Here is a 17,208-nt window from a genome sequence, read left to right on the forward strand (position 1 = left end):
GTGTCCGTGAACATCCTGCTCTCCGTCGCCTTCGTCCTCTGCTGGAGCTCCGGGTTCATCGGGGCCAAGCTCGGTGCGGGCAACGCGTCCGCGATCACGGTCCTGATGTGGCGCTTCCTGCCGCTGGCCGTCGTCCTCGTCGCCGTCGCCGTCGTCATGCGCCCGGCCTGGCGAGGGCTCACCGCCCGGGACCTGACCCGGCAGGCCGTCATCGGCGTGCTGTCGCAGAGCGGCTATCTGCTCAGCGTCTACTACGCCATCCAGCTCGGCGTCTCCAGCGGCACGACGGCGCTCATCGACGGGGTCCAGCCCCTCGTCGCCGGGGCCCTCGCGGGGCCGCTGCTGGGACAGTACGTCTCGGGCCGGCAGTGGATCGGCCTCGGTCTGGGGCTGAGCGGCGTCGCCGTGGTCACCCTGGCCGACGCCGCGGCCGGGACCGGCGTGGCCTGGTGGGCGTACGCCGTCCCGCTGCTCGGCATGCTGTCCCTGGTCGCGGCCACGTTCCTGGAGAGCCGGTCCCGCTCGCGGGTCGCCCCCTCGGTGTCGCTGACCGTCCACTGCGCCACCAGCGCCGTCCTCTTCTCCGCGCTGGCCCTGAGCACCGGAGCCGCCGCGCCGCCCGCCGAGGGCGGGTTCTGGGTGGCCGTCGCGTGGCTCGTGGGTCTGTCCACGTTCGGCGGGTACGGGCTGTACTGGCTCATCCTGAAGCGCTCCGGGGTGACGAAGGTGAACACGCTGATGTTCCTCATGGCCCCGGTCACGGCCGTCTGGGGCGCGCTCGCGTTCGGTGAGCCGTTCGGCGTGCAGACCGCTCTCGGCCTGGCCGTCTGCCTGGTGGCCGTGGTCGTCGTCCACCGCGGTGGCGGCCGGAAGGACACGGCTGTGACCGCCGCGCGAGGCGAGCCGGGGGAAAACCGGTGGACCCGGGCCGCCGGGCCCGTCTAACGTCTCGCGCATGTCCAGCCCCGAGGCGTCCAGAGTGCGGCCACCGGCTCTCCGGTGGCTGCTCGTGATGCCGGGCCGCTGAAGCCCGTTCGCTCCGCTGCCGGAAGTCGTCCGACCTGTCGTGTCCGACGTCTCTTCAGGGTGCGGAGTTTCTTCATGCCGTTCGCTCTTCTTCTGCTGGGCCTCGCCGTGTTCGCCCAGGGAACGTCCGAGTTCATGCTGTCCGGTCTCGTGCCGGACATCGCGCGGGATCTGGGGGTGTCCGTTCCCGCGGCGGGGGCGCTGACCTCCGCCTTCGCGGTGGGGATGGTCGTAGGGGCGCCGCTGGTGGCGGGGCTCGCCCGGCGCTGGCCGCGGCGGGGCGCGCTGCTGCCGTTCCTCGTCGTGTTTCTCGCCGTCCATGTCGCCGGTGCTCTCACCGGCAGTTTCGAGGTACTGCTCGCCACCCGGGTCGTGGGGGCGCTCGCCAACGCCGGGTTCCTCGCCGTCGCCCTCGTGACCGCCGTGGACATGGTCCCGGCGGACGCGAAGGGGCGGGCGACGTCCATGCTGCTGGGCGGCGTGACGCTGGCGTGCGTGGCCGGGGTGCCCGCCGGGGCCGTGCTGGGCGGGCTGTGGGGCTGGCGTGCGGCTTTCTGGGCCGTGGCGCTGGTGTCGCTGCCCGCGCTGGCGGCGGTGGCGAGGTCGGTGCCGGGCGGTACGGCCGGGGGTGCGCCGCCCGCGCTGCGCGGTGAACTCCGGTCGCTGCGCAGCCCTCGGCTGGTCGTCACGCTGCTGCTGGGCGGCCTCGTGAACGGCGCGACGTTCTGCACCTTCACCTATCTCGCGCCGCTGGTCACCGAGGTGACGGGGCTGGGCAGCGCCTGGATTCCGGGTGTGCTCGCGCTGTTCGGGGCCGGGGCGTTCGCGGGGGTGACCGCCGCGGGGCGGTTCGCCGACCGGCGCCCCGCGGCGGTCCTGGCCGGCGGGGGCGTCGCCGTGTGCCTGGGCTGGTGCCTCCTGGCCGTCGGGGCCGGACACCCGGTCCTGGCCCTCGGGCTCGTCTTCGCCCAGGGCGCGTTGTCCTTCGGCGTCGGCTCCACGCTGATCTCCCAGGTGCTGTACGCGGCGCCGGGCGCACCCACGCTGGCCGGTGGTTTCGCCACGGCCGCCTTCAACGTCGGTGCCGCGCTGGGCCCGTGGGCCGGTGGCCTGGTGATCGGCGCGGGGTTCGGGTACCGGTCGCCGGTGTGGGTCAGCGCGGGCCTGGTCGCGCTGGCGGGCGTGGTGGCCGGGGTCGCGTCACGGGAGCGGGAACGGGTGCTGGGCCGGGAGGCGGCCGGGCGCTGACCTGTGGCCGGGGCGCCGGCCGGGGGGCCGCCAGGCACCGACCTGTGGCCGGGGTACCGAGCCGGGATGCGGTCGGGCGCTGACCTGTGGCCGGGACGCCGGGCCGGGGGGCCGCCAGGCACCGACCTGTGGCCGGGGCCCCGGGCCGGGATGAGGTCGGGCGCTGACCTGTGGCCGGGACGCCGGGCCGGGAGCCGCCAGGCACCGAGCTGTGCCCGGGGCCCCGGGCCGGGATGCGGTCGGGCGCTGACCTGTGGCCGGGGCCCCGGGCCGGGATGCGGTCGGGCGCTGACCTGTGGCCGGGACGCCGGGCCGGGAGCCGCCAGGCACCGAGCTGTGCCCGGGGTACCGGGCCGGAATGCGGTCGGGCGCTGACCTGTGGCCGGGGCCCTTGGCCGGGAGACCGCCACGCACCGACCTGTCACCGAAGCACCCGTGCCGGAGGCCGCCAGGCACCGACCTCCGGCACGGACGCCGGGCACTGTGCCGCTCCCGTCAGAACTCCCGTCAGAACCCGCCCCCGAAGTCCCCTCCCCCACCGAAGTCGCCGCCGCCGAAACCACCGTCGCCGAAGCCGCCCCCGAAGTCGCCGCTGTCGAAGTCCGCGCCGGAGACGTCGCCGCCCTCGTAGCCGCCGAAGTCGCCGTAGCCGGCGCCGTAGTCGGCCCCGTAGGCGGGGGCGGCCATCATGCTGCCGAGCATGGTGCCGATGAGGAGGCCGGGCAGGATGCCGCCGCCGAAGTAGCCGCCTGCCCAGGGGCCGTACGCCGGGCCGGCCTCCCAGTACGGGCGGCGGCCGTACTCGGTGTCGACCTCGCGGATCACCGGGTCGCGGCCCTCGGAGAGCCGGGTCCGGTCGGCCGCGCAGACGGGGACGTCGCGTGTGGCGCCGCCCGGTGGCGTCCAGCTCGCGTCGGCGACCGAGGGGCCGTGGCGGGGGTCGAAGAAGCAGGGCGGGCGGCGTTCCGGCAGCGGACCGCCCTCGCGGCGGGCCGTGAGTCGTGCCAGGGAGAACCGGCCGTCCTCCACGGCCTGGGTGACGGCCCGCACGTCCTCCGGTTTCGTCGCGGCGGCCATCAAGGACTTCGCCTGTTCGTAGGAGTCCAGGGCGCGCTCGTAGTCGGCGCGCATCGCGTCGTCGGCGCCGGGTTCGCCGGGGTGGAAGTCGAGGCGGTCTAGCTCCTCGCCGAAGGCGGTGATGTCCTCGTCGACCACCACGCGCAGCTTCTCCAGCGCGGCCCGCTGCTCCTCCTCGTGGCGGCGGCGGTTACGGCGGGCCACTGCGTAGGCGCCCGCGCCGCCGGCCGCGACCAGTGCGCCGACCGTGACCAGGCCGCCGACCGGCACGTCGGTGCCCGAGCCGTCGCTCCAGCTGCTGGGAGCCGAGCCGCCCACGTTGCGCAGGGCGTCGTCGACGAAGTCGTTCAGCTGGGCCTTGGCGTCGCCCGCGCCCCCGACGGCCGTGACCAGGTTCGACACCGCCTGGGGGCTCATCACCGAGCTGTCCGCACGGGCGTCGAACTCGTCGCCGGCACGGATGCCGTACAGGCCGGTGACGCCGGTCTCGGTGCGGAGGTTACGGAAGAGGTCCTGTGTGGGGAAGTCTGCCGGGAGAACGGCCACGAAGACGGGTTTGTCCGCGTCCTTGATCTTGTCGGCGAGCGCCTCGGCGTCCGACTCGGCCAGCTGGCCGGAGGCGGCCGGATCGACGTAGACCGGGTTCTCACGCAGTTCCTCGGCGACCTTCGAGAGGTCGGTGGCCGCGTGCGCACCGGGCGCACCGACCATGAGCGCCGCCAGTACGGCGACGACCGGCACGATCAGCAAACGTACGAGGGTACGCACCGTTGCGGCCTTCATATGTTCGAAGCTACCCGAATCGGCACAGAATCGACACAGACGGACGCAATGGATCGGCTGAGGCGACGGCGCGGAAGGCGCCGTCGCCACCCGCCTACTCGACCGGGGCCACTCCCGCCCGCAGGAGCCCGTACGTGTACGCGTCCTCCAGGGCCTGCCAGCTCGCGGCGATGACGTTCTCCGCCACGCCCACCGTCGACCACTCGCCCGTGCCGTCGGACGTGGAGATCAGCACGCGGGTCGTCGAGCTGGTGCCGTGCTTGCCCTCAAGGATGCGGACCTTGTAGTCGACCAGGTCCAGCTTGGCGAGCTGCGGGTAGATCTTCTCCAGGCCCACGCGCAGGGCCCGGTCCAGCGCGTTGACCGGGCCGTTGCCCTCGGCCGTGGCGACGATGCGCTCACCCTTGGCCCAGAGCTTGACCGTGGCCTCGTTGGCGTGGGAGCCGTCGGGCCGGTCCTCGACGATGGCACGCCAGGACTCGACCTCGAAGTAGCGCAGCGGCTTGCCCTGGACCTCGGTGCGCAGGAGGATCTCGAAGCTGGCGTCCGCCGCCTCGTACGTGTAGCCCTTGAGTTCGCGTTCCTTCACCCGCTCGACCACCCGGCCGACCAGCTCGCGGTCGTCGCCGAGGTCGATGCCGAGTTCCTTGCCCTTGAGCTCGATGGAGGCGCGGCCGGCCATGTCGGAGACCAGCATCCGCATGGTGTTGCCGACCTGCTCGGGGTCGATGTGCTGGTACAGGTCGGGGTCGACCTTGATGGCCGAGGCGTGCAGACCGGCCTTGTGCGCGAAGGCCGAGACACCGACGTAGGGCTGGTGCGTGGAGGGCGTGAGGTTGACGACCTCGGCGATCGCGTGCGAGATGCGCGTCATCTCGCGCAGGTGCCCCTGGGGCAGGACCTGCTTGCCGTACTTGAGTTCCAGGGCCGCCACGACCGGGAAGAGGTTGGCGTTGCCGACGCGTTCGCCGTAGCCGTTGGCCGTGCACTGGACGTGCGTCGCGCCCGCGTCGACGGCGGCCAGCGTGTTCGCCACCGCGCAGCCCGTGTCGTCCTGGGCGTGGATGCCGAGCCGGGCGCCCGTGTCGGCCAGGACCGTGCCGACGACCGCCTGGATCTGCGCCGGGAGCATGCCGCCGTTGGTGTCGCAGAGGACCACCACGTCCGCGCCGGCCCCCGAGGCCGTACGGACGACCGACTTGGCGTACTCGGGGTTCGCGCGGTAGCCGTCGAAGAAGTGCTCGCAGTCGACGAAGACCCGGCGGCCCTGCTCCTTCAGGAACGACACCGTGTCGCGGACCATCGCCAGGTTCTCGTCGAGGGTCGTGCGCAGGGCGAGCTCGACATGGCGGTCGTGCGACTTGGCGACCAGCGTGATCACCTGCGCGCCGGAGTCCAGGAGCGCCCTGACCTGCGGGTCCTCGGCGGCGGTGGTGCCGGCGCGGCGGGTGGAGCCGAAGGCGACGAGCTGGGCGTGCCGGAAGTCGATCTCCTGCTGGGCGCGGGCGAAGAACTCGGTGTCCCGGGGATTGGCGCCCGGCCAGCCGCCCTCGATGAAGCCCACGCCGAAGTCGTCCAGGTGCCGCGCGATGGCCAGCTTGTCGGCGACGGTGAGGTTGATGCCCTCCCGCTGGGCACCGTCGCGCAGGGTGGTGTCGAAGACGTGGAAGGAATCGTCGAGCTCGCTGGGTGCGGTCATGTGTCAAGGCTCCTGAGGATGGGATCTCGGTCGTACCGGAATGACCGGCTCCACCGCCCTCACATACTCCCTCGCGCTCTCGCCTCCGGCTGTGGGTGGGCCAGAAATGCGAAAAACCTCTCGCGGGTGCGAGAGGTCTGCGCGCGGGTCGAGGACGACGGTGTCCGCCCGTACCTGGTCGTACGTGGCGGTCACTGCGGACCGGCGCGCCTGCTGCCAATAATCATGGCGAACGAGAGCACGGGGGCAGTCTGGCACAACCCCCGCGCCTCGCTCACGGGTGTCTCAGGATGCGGTCGGTCACCTCATGTGACGGACGTAGACGTGCGAGGTGTCGTACGTGTCGCCGGGGACGAGGTCGGGCGAGGAGCTGCTGAAGGCGACCGTACGGCCGTGCCGGTCGAGGACCGGGGCGGACACACTCTGGTCGTTCGGGCCGCCCTCGGCGTCCGGGCTGGCCAGGACCGTGCGCCCGGTGCGCAGGTCACGTACGTACGCGCGGGTCGTGCGGTCCGTGTCGCCCGGGTCGGACGAGACGAAGGCGAGGTGCCGGCTGTCGGCGCCGAGCCGCGGGTGGGCGGTGAACGCGGCCGGGTCGGCGGCGTCGATCCGGCGCAGCCCGCCCGTCTTCAGGTCGCGGACGAAGACGTTGTGGCCCTTGTTGGTGTCGCCCGGGGTGAGCTGCGAGTCGAGGGAGTTGAAGACCGCGTACCGGCCGTCGGCGCTGACCTGCGGGGACTCGGTCTGCCCGTCGGACTTCAGACCGTCCGGTGCCCGGTCGGCGTGGAACAGCTCGCCGCTCGGCACGTCCCGGACGCAGGCGTCGCTCCAGTCGCCCGAGGCGGGGTGCGGGACGAAGAACTGGTAGCCGACGCGCTTGCCGTCGGCGCTGATGGACGGGCGGGTGGCGGCGGTCTTCCGGTCGCCGGCGGCGGGCACCTGGCTGACGCGGACGGCCTCGCCGCTGGTGCGGTCGACGCGGTAGACGCGTCCCCAGCGGTCCTCGCCCTCCGCGGGTCCGGACTGCTGGGCGACGAAGGCGACGTAGCGGCCGTCGGCGCTGATGGCGGGCTGCCTGCCGGTGTCGTAGCCCGTGGCGACGGTGTCCTTGATGCGCTGGAGGGCGCCGGACTTCAGGTCCTTGACCCAGATGTGGCTGCGGCCGTCACCGTCCGTGGCGCCGAAGGCCAGGTACCGGCCGTTGCCGCTGAGGGCGACGTCGTCGACCGAGCCTCTGTCCGCGGTACTGGCCAGCCGGGTCGTGCCGGTCTTCAGGTCGCGCACGAAGGCGTCGGCGGCGCCGTCGGTGTCGCCGGCGACGAGGTTGTCGGCGCTGGAGACGAAGGCCAGTCGGCGGCCGTCGGCGCTCAGGCTCGGCCCGCCGGAAGGGGCGTTGCCGTCGGTGCCGTTTGGGGCGACGCTCGCCTTCTCGGTCCGTGGCACCGCATCGGCGGCGGTGGCGGGCAGCGCGGCGACACCGCCGAGCGTGACGGCCAGGGCCACGCCGAGCGCGACGGACGTGGCCCTCCTGGTGCTGGTCATGTGCTGTTCCCCCTGTGTTCCCCGTTGACGCTTCTCCCCCGGCCCCGCGCCGAGGGCTCCCCCAGAGCCAACAGCACCACGGATCACAGGGTCAATCCGTCATATCGAGTACAACCCGGGCAGGTGTTCAGGCGTCCGCGAGGAGGCTGTCGGCGAGGAACTCGTGCACGTGCCGCAGGACTTGGCCCGGTCCGTGCCGCGCAGGCCGATCGCCACATGGATGGCGAAGCCGTCCAGCAGCGCCCGCAGGCGGGCGGCGAACCGGTCGGTGGCCGCGTTCGGGGCGCGGATGCGGCAAACGCGGCTTCTTGGCCGACCGAGTCCGGGGGGTGGGCGGGCGTGGGCCGGGGGTCCGGGGCGGAGCCCCGGCGAGTCCGGCACCGACGCCGAGTGCCGCCTAACCCAGCTGGTGCATCCAGCCGTGCTTGTCCTCCGCCGTACCGCGCTGGATGTCGAGCAGCGCCTGGCGGAGCCGGAGCGTGACCTCGCCCGGCTCTCCCCCGCTCTGCCGCCACTCGGCCCCGGCGCGCTTCACCGTACCGACCGGCGTGATCACCGCGGCCGTACCGCAGGCGAACACCTCCGTGAGCGACCCGTTCTCCGAGTCCCGCTGCCACTGGTCGACCGAGACCCGGCCCTCCTCGGCCTCGTACCCGAGGTCACGGGCGACGGCGAGCAGCGAGTCCCGCGTGACACCCTCCAGGATGGAGCCCGTGAGGGACGGCGTGACGATCTTGTTGCCGTAGACGAAGTACAGGTTCATGCCGCCGAGCTCCTCGACCCACTTGTGCTCGACCGCGTCGAGGTAGCAGACCTGGTCGCAGCCCTTGGTCGCGGCCTCGGCCTGCGCCAGCAGGGACGCCGCGTAGTTGCCGCCGGTCTTGGCGTCGCCCATGCCGCCGGGCACGGCGCGGACGCGGTCCTCGGAGACCCAGATGGAGACCGGCTTGACGCCGCCCGGGAAGTACGCGCCGGCCGGGGAGGCGATGACCAGGAACAGGTACTCGTTGGCCGGCTTCACACCCAGCCCGACCTCGGTCGCGATCATGAACGGGCGCAGGTAGAGGGACTCCTCCCCGCCGTGCGCCGGCACCCACGCCTTGTCCTGCTTCACCAGGGCGTCGCACGCCTCGATGAACGTCTCGACCGGCAGCTCGGGCATCGCCAGCCGGCGCGCGGAGCTCTGGAAGCGCTCGGCGTTCTTCTCCGGCCGGAACGTGGCGACCGAGCCGTCGGGGCGGCGGTAGGCCTTCAGCCCCTCGAAGATCTCCTGCGCGTAGTGCAGGACCGTGGTGGCGGGGTCGAGGGAGATCGGCGCGTACGGCACGAGCTGGCCGTCGTGCCAGCCGCGGCCCTCCGTCCACTTGATCGTCACCATGTGGTCGGTGAAGTGGCGGCCGAACCCGGGGTTGGCCAGGATCGCCTCCCGGTCTGCGGCGGAGAGCGGGTTGGCGGACGGCTTGAGCTCGATCGTGGGCGTCGTCATGGATTGAAGTCCTTCACCGGTTGTAGTGACGGGCCGCGCTCGGTACAGCTCTGATGGTGACCAGTGCTAGGACGTCCGAGCATTCCCTCGTTCCGCGGCCTCGCGTTCGATTATCGCCCGGGGGCGACGGAGGACGGAACGGGGTGAATGCGGCCCGGTGGTCGATGGTGACACCCGGCGGGAACATGCGGAAGCCGCCGGGTGCGGATGCGACCCGGCGGCTTGGGTGAAGCAGCGGCGGGTCAGCCGGCTACTCGTACGGCGAGCGCGTCGCCGATCTCCGAGGTGGAGCGGGCGGGCTTGCCGGTGCGCTCCGACAGGTCGGCGGAGACCGCCTCGTCGATACGGGCGGCCTCGGCCTCGTAGCCGAGGTGGCGCAGGAGCAGGGCGACGGACAGCACCGTGGCGGTCGGGTCGGCCTTGCCCTGGCCGGCGATGTCCGGGGCCGAGCCGTGCACGGGCTCGAACATCGAGGGGAACTCTCCGGACGGGTTGATGTTGCCGGAGGCCGCCACGCCGATGCCGCCGGAGACGGCCGCGGCGAGGTCGGTGATGATGTCGCCGAAGAGGTTGTCGGTGACGATCACGTCGAAGCGCTCGGGCTGGGTGACCAGGTAGATGGTCGCCGCGTCGACGTGCATGTACTCGGTGGTGACCTCGGGGAACTCCTCGGCCACCTTGTTGAAGATGTTGGTCCACAGGTGACCCGCGAAGGTCAGCACGTTGTTCTTGTGGATCAGCGCCAGCTTCTTGCGCGGGCGGGCCTGAGCACGCGCGAAGGCGTCACGGACCACGCGCTCGACACCGAAGGCCGTGTTCACGGACACCTCGGTGGCGACCTCGTGCTCGGTGCCCTTGCGGATCGTGCCGCCGTTGCCGGTGTACGGGCCCTCGGTGCCCTCGCGGACCACGACGAAGTCGATCTGCGGCTCGCCGGCCAGCGGGGTGGCGACACCCGGCAGCAGCTTCGAGGGACGCAGGTTGACGTGGTGGTCGAAGGCGAAGCGGAGCTTCAGCAGGAAGCCGCGCTCCAGGACGCCGGACGGCACGCTCGGGTCGCCGATCGCGCCGAGCAGGATGGCGTCGTGCTTCTTCAGGGCGTCGAGGTCGGCGTCGGTGAGGGTCTCACCGGTGGCGTGGTAACGCTTGGCGCCGAAGTCGTAGTCCTTGGTCTCCAGCTTCACATCCTGCGGAAGGACGGCGGAGAGGACCTTCAGGCCTTCGGCCACGACTTCCTGGCCGATGCCGTCACCGGGAATCACTGCGAGATTGATGCTGCGAGACATGCGGGCACCCTACTCCTCGTCCCATGTGATGACACGGGGTGTCCGTGATGCGGACAGCGCAGGGCAGGCGACACGGCACCCGCCCGGCGGAGCGCACGCGGCCGACGGATTCCGTTCACCCGTATGTGGGGCGGATGTTGGCGTTCGCTGGGAAATTGACCCGACATGGAGATCCCCCACTTCGGCATCCCGCCCGAGCTCGCGCGCCGGATGAGCATGGCGGAACAGCACGAGTACCTGCGCACGCGGCTGTCGCGGCGCCGCACGCTGGTGACGGCGGGCGCGGTCGCGGGAGGTCTGCTGACCGGCTGTTCCGGCTCCGGGCCGGCGGGCGGTACGGCGACCAGGAGCCCGTCGCCGAGCACGTCGAAGGCGCCCGGCTCCCACATCACGCCCTTCGGCCGCCATCTCGCCTTCGGCGCCGACCCGAAGACGCAGATGCGGATCTCCTGGCAGGTACCGCTGGCGGTGCGCAGGCCGTACGTCCGGGTGGGCCTGCGCCCCGACGACATCGGGCGCAAGATCGAGGCGGAGCTGCGCGACCTGCACACCCCGGAGCTGAAGGGCGTACGGCCGGCGGTCGAGCAGTACTACCTGCACGCGGCCCTGGACGGCCTGCGCCCGGACACGACGTACTACTACGGCGTCGGCCACGAGGGCTTCGATCCGGCGTCCCCGGGGCACCGGTCGACCGTCACGTCCTTCCGCACGGCCCCGGCCAATCCGCCCGAGCGGTTCGTGTTCACCGCGTTCGGCGACCAGGGCGTCGGCGAGGAGGCGGCCCTCAACGACCGTCTGCTGCTGCGCCGGGGCCCGGCGTTCCACCTCCACGCCGGCGACATCTGCTATGCCGACCCGACCGGCAAGGGCAAGGAGTCGGACGTCTTCGACGCCGGGCAGTGGGACCGGTTCCTGAAGCAGACCGAGCCGGTGGCCAGGTCGGTGCCGTGGATGGTGACGACCGGCAACCACGACATGGAGGCCTGGTACTCGCCGGACGGCTACGGCGGCCAACTCGCCCGTTTCTCCCTGCCGGAGAGCGGCTTCGACGCGCGCACGGCACCGGGGGTGTACGCCTTCACGTACGGCAACGTCGGCGTGGTCGCGCTGGACGCGAACGACGTGTCGTACGAGATCCCCGCCAACTTCGGCTACACGGAGGGGCGGCAGACGAAGTGGCTGGACGGGAAGCTCGGCGAACTGCGGGACGACGCTTCCGTCGACTTCGTCGTCGTCTTCTTCCACCACTGCGCGTACTCGACGTCCACGCACGCCTCGGACGGCGGGGTGCGTGCCGAGTGGCTGCCGCTGTTCGCCAAGCACCAGGTGGACCTGGTGATCAACGGGCACAACCACGTCTACGAGCGCACCGACGCCATCCGGAACGGCGAGGTGGGCAGGCCGGTTCCGGTCGGCGGGACGACGGATCCACGGCGGGACGGGATCGTGTACGTCACGGCCGGCGGTGGCGGCAAGGAGCTGTACGGCTTCCCCGACGGCGTGAAGGAGAGCTACGAGAGGAACACCGCCGACCGCGAGTCGGTCGACACGTTCCGGTGGACGAAGTCCCGGGACACCAAGGCGGAGTCGGTGCAGTGGTCGCGGGTGCGCTACCGCGGTTTCTCGTTCCTCTCCGTGGAGGCGGAGAGCGGCGCCGCGGCGAGGCTGAAGGTGTCGGCGCTGGCGTCGAGCGGTGAGCGGATCGACCATTTCGAGGTGCGGCGCGGGGCGTGAGCCCCGCACCGCGCCTCGTCGGGTGCGGCTCCCGGACCAGGGGTGTTGCGGCTCAGTGACCGGTGAATGCGCTCAGGACCTCAGTGACCGGTGGATCCGCCGTTGTCCCTGCGGTCGAGGGCGCGCTGGAGCGCGGCGGCGGCGTTCTTGCGGTCGGACTCGGTCGTACGGGAGACGTGACGGACTCGGCGGCGGACGGTCGTCTCGGCCATGGTGAATCGACTCCTTCGACAGCACGGAGTGCACAGGGAGGGTTACGAGACGCCGGATGGGGCGGGGAGCGGTGCCGCAGGGGTTGCCTGCGCGGGGCCCGGCTCACGACCGCCATTCGCTTGGTCGAGCGAGACGTTCGGCTCCTACAAAACTAAGGGAGGCCGGAGCGTCTGTCTCCACAATTACTCGGACTTCCTACTATCTGAGACGGTGGACTGCATCACACCGCGCTGACCTGTGGTGATTCCTAGAGCACGTCTCCGTCACGCCAGTCGAAGAGCAGTTCCTGCGCGGGGTCGAGCGAGCCCGCGAGGGCGGGCCGGACGTAGGTGCTGTCCTCTTCCTCCGGCAGGCGGACGACGCCGTCCTGCGGGCTGAGGGCGTGCACCTGGCCGCGCCACAGTCGCCAGCCGCGGGAGGTGTAGAGCCGGGCACCGTCGTCGCTGGCGGAGAGGGCCCCGAAGTCGTAGGCGCGGTCGATCACGCGTTCCAGCTCCGCCATGACCTGCCCGCCGAGGCCGGTACGGCGGGCGTCGGCGCGTACGGCGACGTTCTCGACGTACCCGGCGCGCAGCCACCGGCCGCGGTGCCGCACCCGGCGCATCACGACCGCCCCGTGCGCGGCGAGCCCGGAGCCGTCGTGCACGAGGGCGTGCATGCCTCCGAGGCCGTGGTCCCAGTCCTCGTCGCCGAAGTCGCCGTCGAAGGCGGCGTCCAGCAGGGCCCGCACGGCGTCGAGTTCGGCGGGCGTGAGGTCGGCGGTGTGGGCGGTGCGCGCGCGGGTGGTCATCGGCCCAGTCTTCCCCGCGGACATGCCGACGGGCCAGGTCATTTCGTGACCTGGCCCGTCGGTGCCACGGGGCTCAGCCCATGTGCGGGTAGGTGTAGTCGGTCGGCGGGACCAGCGTCTCCTTGATGGCGCGGGTCAGGGTCCAGCGCATCAGGTTCTGCGGGGCGCCGGCCTTGTCGTTGGTGCCGGAGGCACGGCCGCCGCCGAAGGGCTGCTGGCCGACGACGGCGCCGGTCGACTTGTCGTTGATGTAGAAGTTGCCGGCCGCGTAGCGGAGCTTGTCGGCCGTGTAGGCCGCCGCAGCGCGGTCGTTCGCGATCACCGAGCCGGTCAGGGCGTAGTCGGAGACGGACTCCATCTGCGTCAGCATCTCGTCGTACTTGTCGTCCTCGTAGACGTGCACGGCGATGACGGGGCCGAAGTACTCGGTGCGGAAGACCTCGTTCTCCGGGTCGGTGCACTCGATGACCGTCGGGCGGACGAACCAGCCCTCGGAGTCGTCATAGGTGCCGCCCGCGACGATCGTGCAGGAGGGGTCCTCCTTGGCCCGGTCGATGGCGGCCTTGTTCTTGGCGAAGGCACGCTCGTCGATGACGGCGCCGATGAAGTTCGACAGGTCGGTGACGTCACCCATCTTGATGCCGTCGACCTCGGCGGCCCACTCCTCCTTGAAGCCGGAGTTCCAGATCGAGGCGGGGACGTACGCCCGGGACGTGGCGCTGCACTTCTGGCCCTGGTACTCGAAGGCACCGCGGGTGAGCGCCGTCTTCAGGATGGCCGGGTCCGCCGACGGGTGGGCGACGAGGAAGTCCTTGCCGCCGGTCTCGCCGACCAGACGCGGGTAGGTGCGGTACTTCTCGATGTTGTTGCCGACCGTCTTCCACAGGTACTGGAAGGTCTTGGTCGAGCCGGTGAAGTGGATGCCCGCGAGGTCACGGTGCTCCAGGGCGACCTTGGAGACCTCGATGCCGTCACCGGTGACGAGGTTGATGACGCCCTTGGGCAGGCCCGCCTCCTCCAGGAGCTGCATGAGCAGCACGGCGGCGTGGGTCTGCGTCGGGGACGGCTTCCAGACGACGACGTTGCCCATCAGGGCCGGGGCGGTCGGCAGGTTGCCCGCGATCGCGGTGAAGTTGAAGGGCGTGATCGCGTAGACGAAGCCCTCCAGCGGGCGGTGGTCCAGACGGTTCCACACACCCGGGGAGTTGGCCGGCGGCTGCTCGGCCAGGAGCTTGCGGGCGTAGGAGACGTTGAACCGCCAGAAGTCGATCAGCTCGCAGGGCGTGTCGATCTCGGCCTGCTGGGCGGTCTTGGACTGGCCGAGCATGGTGGAGGCGGCGAGCGTCTCGCGCCAGGGGCCGGACAGCAGCTCGGCGGCGCGCAGGATGATCGCCGCGCGGTCGTCGAAGGACATCGCACGCCAGGCGGGCGCGGCGGCCAGGGCCGCGTCGATGGCGTCCTGGGCGTCCGCCTGCGTGGCGTTGCGGTACGTGCCGAGCACGGCCTTGTGGTTGTGCGGCTGGACGACCTCGAAGGCCTCACCGCCGCCCATCCGCTTCTCGCCGCCGATGGTGCAGGGCAGGTCGACGGGGTTGTCGGCCAGCTCCTTCAGCCTGGCCTCCAGCCGGGCACGCTCGGGCGAGCCGGGGGCATAGCCGTGCACCGGCTCGTTGACGGGGGTGGGGACCTGGGTCACAGCGTCCATGTTTTCCGTAACTCCTTACTGAGCGGTGATTCGGTCTCAGCCCTTGACGAGCCTCAGTCCTCGGTGAGCCTCAGCCCTTGTCGGGCTTCGGTCCTTGTCGGGCCTCAGCCCTTTGTCAGCATCGAGCGGGCGAAGAAGCGCAGGTTGGCCGGCTTCTCCGCGAGTCGGCGCATGAAGTAGCCGTACCAGTCGGTGCCGTACGCGGTGTACACGCGCATCCGGTGGCCCTCGGCGGCCAGCCGCAGGTGCTCCTCGGTGCGGATGCCGTAGAGCATCTGGAACTCGTACTCGTCGAGCTTTCGCCCGGCGCGGTGGGCGAGCTCCTGGCCGATGGCGATCAGGCGCGGGTCGTGGGACCCGATCATCGGGTACCCCTCCCCCTCCATCAACGTCCTGAGGACCCGAACGTATGCCCGATCAATCTCGTGTTCGTCCAGATACGCGACCGAGCCCGGCTCCTTGTACGCGCCCTTGACCAGGCGTACCCGGCTGCCGTTCGCGGCGAGGCGGCGGGCGTCGGCCTCGGTGCGGAAGAGGTACGCCTGGATGACGCAGCCGGTCTGCGGGAAGTCCTTCCGCAGCTCCTCGTGGATGGCGAACATCGAGTCGAGGGTGGTGTGGTCCTCGGCGTCCAGGGTGACCGTCGTGCCGATCTCGGCGGCAGCCTCGACGACCGGGCGGACGTTGGCGAGGGCCAGTTCGTGGCCGCCGTCCAGGGCCTGCCCGAACATCGACAGCTTCACGGACATCTCGGCGCGGGTGCCGAGCTCCAGCGGCTTCAGGCGGTCGATCAGCTCCAGGTAGGCGTCCCGTGCGGCGGCGGCCTGAGCGGGGTTGGTGATGTCCTCGCCGACGACATCCATCGTCAGCTCCAGGCCCTGCCCGGTGAGCTCCCGGATGACCGGCACGACGTCGTCGACGCCCTCGCCCGCGATGAATCGGTCGACGACCTGTTTGGTCACCGGTGCCGCCGAAACCAGGCGTCGCATCCGGTCGCTGCGCGACGCGGCGAGAATCACGGGACCCAGCACGGGGCACCTCCAGAGCACAACCAACGGATGGCCGGACGCCGGGCGGATGACGCTTCGGGTACGGCACGGAGAACCACCGTGAAACCTAAGGATCCCTCCGACTGTCGGCCATCGACAGCTGTCACGCATCCGTGCCGCAGATCTCAGACAGATGTATGAAGGGTCCCCTCGGGTGCGGGACAATGCCCGGATGACGTCGGAACACAGGGATGACTACGAGGAGCTGGTCGACGAGATCTCCGAGCTGCTCGGGGCGCCCGCGACGCTGGAGAACCGGGACTTCGAGCTGATCGCCTTCGGCGCGTACGACAGTGAGGGCGATCTCGATCCGTCGGCCCTGGACCCGGTGCGCACCCGCTCGATCCTCACCCGCCGCTCGACGGCGGCCGTCCGGGCGTGGTTCGAGGGCTTCGGCATCACGCGCGCGACCGGCCCGGTCCGTATCCCGCCGACGCCGGAGGCCGGGGTGTACCGGGGCCGGATCTGCCTGCCCGTCCGCCACCGGGGAGTGGTCCACGGCTACGTCTGGCTGCTCGACGACGATCCCGGCCCGAGCGAAGGCCAGCTGTCCGCCGCCATGCGGGTCACGGCCCGGATCGGCGCGCTGCTCGCGGACGAGGCCCAGCACGGTGCCGACCTCAGCCGCGAGCTGCGGGCCGTCCTCACCGCCGACCGCGACTGGCAGCGCGACATGGCCATCGCGGAACTCCGCACCGCCCTCGGCCCCCGCGCCGACGGCCTCCACACGGTGCTCTGCGTCGCCCCCTGGCCCACGGCCGACCCCGACGACGCCCCGTCGGTCCGCACGATGCCGGGCGCGACAGCCATGTGCACCCTGCCGTGGGGGGCGTCGTCCCAGTGCGTGGCCGTCCTGATCCGCCTGCGCTCGGCCGACGTACTGACTCCGGCGACGACAGCGGCAGCCCGTCTGCTGGAGCGGGCGGGCGGAGGAAGCGGTCCGGCTGACGGCACGGGGCGGGCGCCGACCGGCCCGGGCTCGCACGGAGCGACCGGCACATCAGGTAGACCGACAGACCTCACCTCCCCCGGCCCCACCCCTCGCGGAGCGACCGGTGGCGCCTCGCGCGGGGCGGGCGCCGGGGTCGGGTCCGCCGCCGCCGGTCTCTCAACGCCCCGTTCCGGCCTCGCCGAGCTGGGAACGGCCTGGCGGGAGGCGTCGGCGGCGGCGCGGGCCGCGTCGGCCGAGCCCCGGCTGGGGCCCGTCGCCCAGTGGGCGTCGATCGGGCCGTTCCGGATGCTCACCGCGCTGCCGCCGGAGGTGGCCCGCGACCCGGCGGTGCACGCCCTGCTCTTCCCCGTCCACCAGGAGCTCGCCCGTACCGCCGAGGTCTACCTCGACTGCGCCGGCCAGGCCGCCCGGGCCGCCGCCGAGCTGGGCATCCACCGCCAGACCCTGTACTACCGCCTGTCCCGGATCGAGAAGCTCACCGGCCTGGACCTGGACGACGGCGAGGACCGCCTGCTCCTGCACATGGCGCTGAAGGGAGCCCGGCTGGCACAGGGGCAGGACACCAGGCCGTCCGAGTGAGTCCGTCGCCCGAACGGGCGGTTTCAGGGCGGACCCGCG

The 17,208-nt window shown here is 71.8% G+C and carries 13 protein-coding genes and 1 pseudogene; 4 read left to right on the forward strand and 10 right to left on the reverse strand.

Annotated elements, in window-relative coordinates; translation table 11 throughout:
- Positions 1 to 6 precede the first annotated feature (6 nt).
- A complete protein-coding gene (locus ABFX81_RS34590; protein WP_346139185.1) occupies positions 7 to 945 on the forward strand; it encodes a DMT family transporter in 939 nt (312 codons plus the stop codon).
- 156 nt (positions 946 to 1,101) lie between these two features.
- Positions 1,102 to 2,274 (forward strand): Cmx/CmrA family chloramphenicol efflux MFS transporter, encoded by a 1,173-nt coding sequence (locus ABFX81_RS34595; RefSeq protein WP_086855356.1) that lies wholly within the window; start codon positions 1,102 to 1,104, stop codon positions 2,272 to 2,274.
- A 507-nt stretch (positions 2,275 to 2,781) separates the two neighbouring features.
- Here ABFX81_RS34595 and ABFX81_RS34600 read toward each other — a convergent pair.
- The 6 genes and pseudogenes from ABFX81_RS34600 to ABFX81_RS34625 all read right to left on the reverse strand — a co-directional run bounded on the left by ABFX81_RS34600 (position 2,782) and on the right by ABFX81_RS34625 (position 10,147).
- A complete protein-coding gene (locus ABFX81_RS34600) occupies positions 2,782 to 4,134 on the reverse strand; it encodes a hypothetical protein (protein WP_346139169.1) in 1,353 nt (450 codons plus the stop codon).
- A 94-nt stretch (positions 4,135 to 4,228) separates the two neighbouring features.
- Positions 4,229 to 5,833 carry a citramalate synthase gene (gene cimA, locus ABFX81_RS34605; RefSeq protein WP_086855349.1) on the reverse strand — a complete coding sequence of 535 codons (1,605 nt, stop codon included), beginning with the start codon at positions 5,831 to 5,833 and terminating at the stop codon, positions 4,229 to 4,231.
- 300 nt (positions 5,834 to 6,133) lie between these two features.
- The gene (locus ABFX81_RS34610; protein ID WP_086855350.1) at positions 6,134 to 7,375 is read right to left on the reverse strand and encodes a PD40 domain-containing protein; all 1,242 of its coding nucleotides are present in this window, start codon (positions 7,373 to 7,375) and stop codon (positions 6,134 to 6,136) included.
- A 127-nt stretch (positions 7,376 to 7,502) separates the two neighbouring features.
- Positions 7,503 to 7,642 (reverse strand): annotated as a pseudogene (locus ABFX81_RS34615) (transcriptional regulator); the annotation flags it as partial.
- Positions 7,643 to 7,772: 130 nt separating this feature from the next.
- Positions 7,773 to 8,861, reverse strand: a complete 1,089-nt coding sequence (locus ABFX81_RS34620; RefSeq protein ID WP_086844488.1) for a branched-chain amino acid aminotransferase — start codon at positions 8,859 to 8,861, stop codon at positions 7,773 to 7,775.
- Positions 8,862 to 9,103: 242 nt separating this feature from the next.
- Positions 9,104 to 10,147 carry a 3-isopropylmalate dehydrogenase gene (locus ABFX81_RS34625; RefSeq protein ID WP_037668111.1) on the reverse strand — a complete coding sequence of 348 codons (1,044 nt, stop codon included), beginning with the start codon at positions 10,145 to 10,147 and terminating at the stop codon, positions 9,104 to 9,106.
- Positions 10,148 to 10,312: 165 nt separating this feature from the next.
- Here ABFX81_RS34625 and ABFX81_RS34630 point away from each other — a divergent pair, with 165 nt between their 5' ends.
- Positions 10,313 to 11,881, forward strand: a complete 1,569-nt coding sequence (locus ABFX81_RS34630) for a fibronectin type III domain-containing protein (RefSeq protein ID WP_086844490.1) — start codon at positions 10,313 to 10,315, stop codon at positions 11,879 to 11,881.
- An 80-nt stretch (positions 11,882 to 11,961) separates the two neighbouring features.
- Here the strand turns inward: ABFX81_RS34630 and ABFX81_RS34635 are convergent, their stop codons facing one another.
- From ABFX81_RS34635 to ABFX81_RS34650, 4 genes are all read right to left on the reverse strand, one after another.
- Positions 11,962 to 12,093, reverse strand: coding sequence for a hypothetical protein (locus tag ABFX81_RS34635; protein WP_005479955.1), 132 nt, complete (start codon positions 12,091 to 12,093; stop codon positions 11,962 to 11,964).
- Between the two features lie 248 nt (positions 12,094 to 12,341).
- Positions 12,342 to 12,884 carry a GNAT family N-acetyltransferase gene (locus tag ABFX81_RS34640; protein WP_086844492.1) on the reverse strand — a complete coding sequence of 181 codons (543 nt, stop codon included), beginning with the start codon at positions 12,882 to 12,884 and terminating at the stop codon, positions 12,342 to 12,344.
- Positions 12,885 to 12,957: 73 nt separating this feature from the next.
- Positions 12,958 to 14,589: an L-glutamate gamma-semialdehyde dehydrogenase gene (gene pruA / locus ABFX81_RS34645; protein WP_086844494.1), complete on the reverse strand. Its 1,632-nt coding sequence runs from the start codon at positions 14,587 to 14,589 to the stop codon at positions 12,958 to 12,960.
- 104 nt (positions 14,590 to 14,693) lie between these two features.
- On the reverse strand, positions 14,694 to 15,620 hold the full coding sequence (locus tag ABFX81_RS34650; RefSeq protein ID WP_086844496.1) for a proline dehydrogenase family protein: 927 nt from the start codon (positions 15,618 to 15,620) through the stop codon (positions 14,694 to 14,696).
- 190 nt (positions 15,621 to 15,810) lie between these two features.
- Between ABFX81_RS34650 and ABFX81_RS34655 the strand changes: the two genes are divergently transcribed.
- Positions 15,811 to 17,169, forward strand: coding sequence for a helix-turn-helix domain-containing protein (locus ABFX81_RS34655; protein ID WP_086844498.1), 1,359 nt, complete (start codon positions 15,811 to 15,813; stop codon positions 17,167 to 17,169).
- Positions 17,170 to 17,208 lie beyond the last annotated feature (39 nt).

Source organism: Streptomyces coeruleofuscus (assembly GCF_039532725.1).
GTDB classification, from domain to species: Bacteria; Actinomycetota; Actinomycetes; order Streptomycetales; family Streptomycetaceae; genus Streptomyces; species Streptomyces coeruleofuscus.

Coding starts and splice junctions, on each gene's coding strand:
- ABFX81_RS34625 (WP_037668111.1), bottom strand. CDS start 10,147: ATGTCTCGCAGCATCAATCTCGCAGTGATTCCCGGTGACGGCATCGGC.
- pruA (WP_086844494.1), bottom strand. CDS start 14,589: ATGGACGCTGTGACCCAGGTCCCCACCCCCGTCAACGAGCCGGTGCAC.
- ABFX81_RS34600 (WP_346139169.1), bottom strand. CDS start 4,134: ATGAAGGCCGCAACGGTGCGTACCCTCGTACGTTTGCTGATCGTGCCG.
- cimA (WP_086855349.1), bottom strand. CDS start 5,833: ATGACCGCACCCAGCGAGCTCGACGATTCCTTCCACGTCTTCGACACC.
- ABFX81_RS34635 (WP_005479955.1), bottom strand. CDS start 12,093: ATGGCCGAGACGACCGTCCGCCGCCGAGTCCGTCACGTCTCCCGTACG.
- ABFX81_RS34655 (WP_086844498.1), top strand. CDS start 15,811: ATGACGTCGGAACACAGGGATGACTACGAGGAGCTGGTCGACGAGATC.
- ABFX81_RS34595 (WP_086855356.1), top strand. CDS start 1,102: ATGCCGTTCGCTCTTCTTCTGCTGGGCCTCGCCGTGTTCGCCCAGGGA.
- ABFX81_RS34630 (WP_086844490.1), top strand. CDS start 10,313: ATGGAGATCCCCCACTTCGGCATCCCGCCCGAGCTCGCGCGCCGGATG.
- ABFX81_RS34620 (WP_086844488.1), bottom strand. CDS start 8,861: ATGACGACGCCCACGATCGAGCTCAAGCCGTCCGCCAACCCGCTCTCC.
- ABFX81_RS34640 (WP_086844492.1), bottom strand. CDS start 12,884: ATGACCACCCGCGCGCGCACCGCCCACACCGCCGACCTCACGCCCGCC.
- ABFX81_RS34610 (WP_086855350.1), bottom strand. CDS start 7,375: ATGACCAGCACCAGGAGGGCCACGTCCGTCGCGCTCGGCGTGGCCCTG.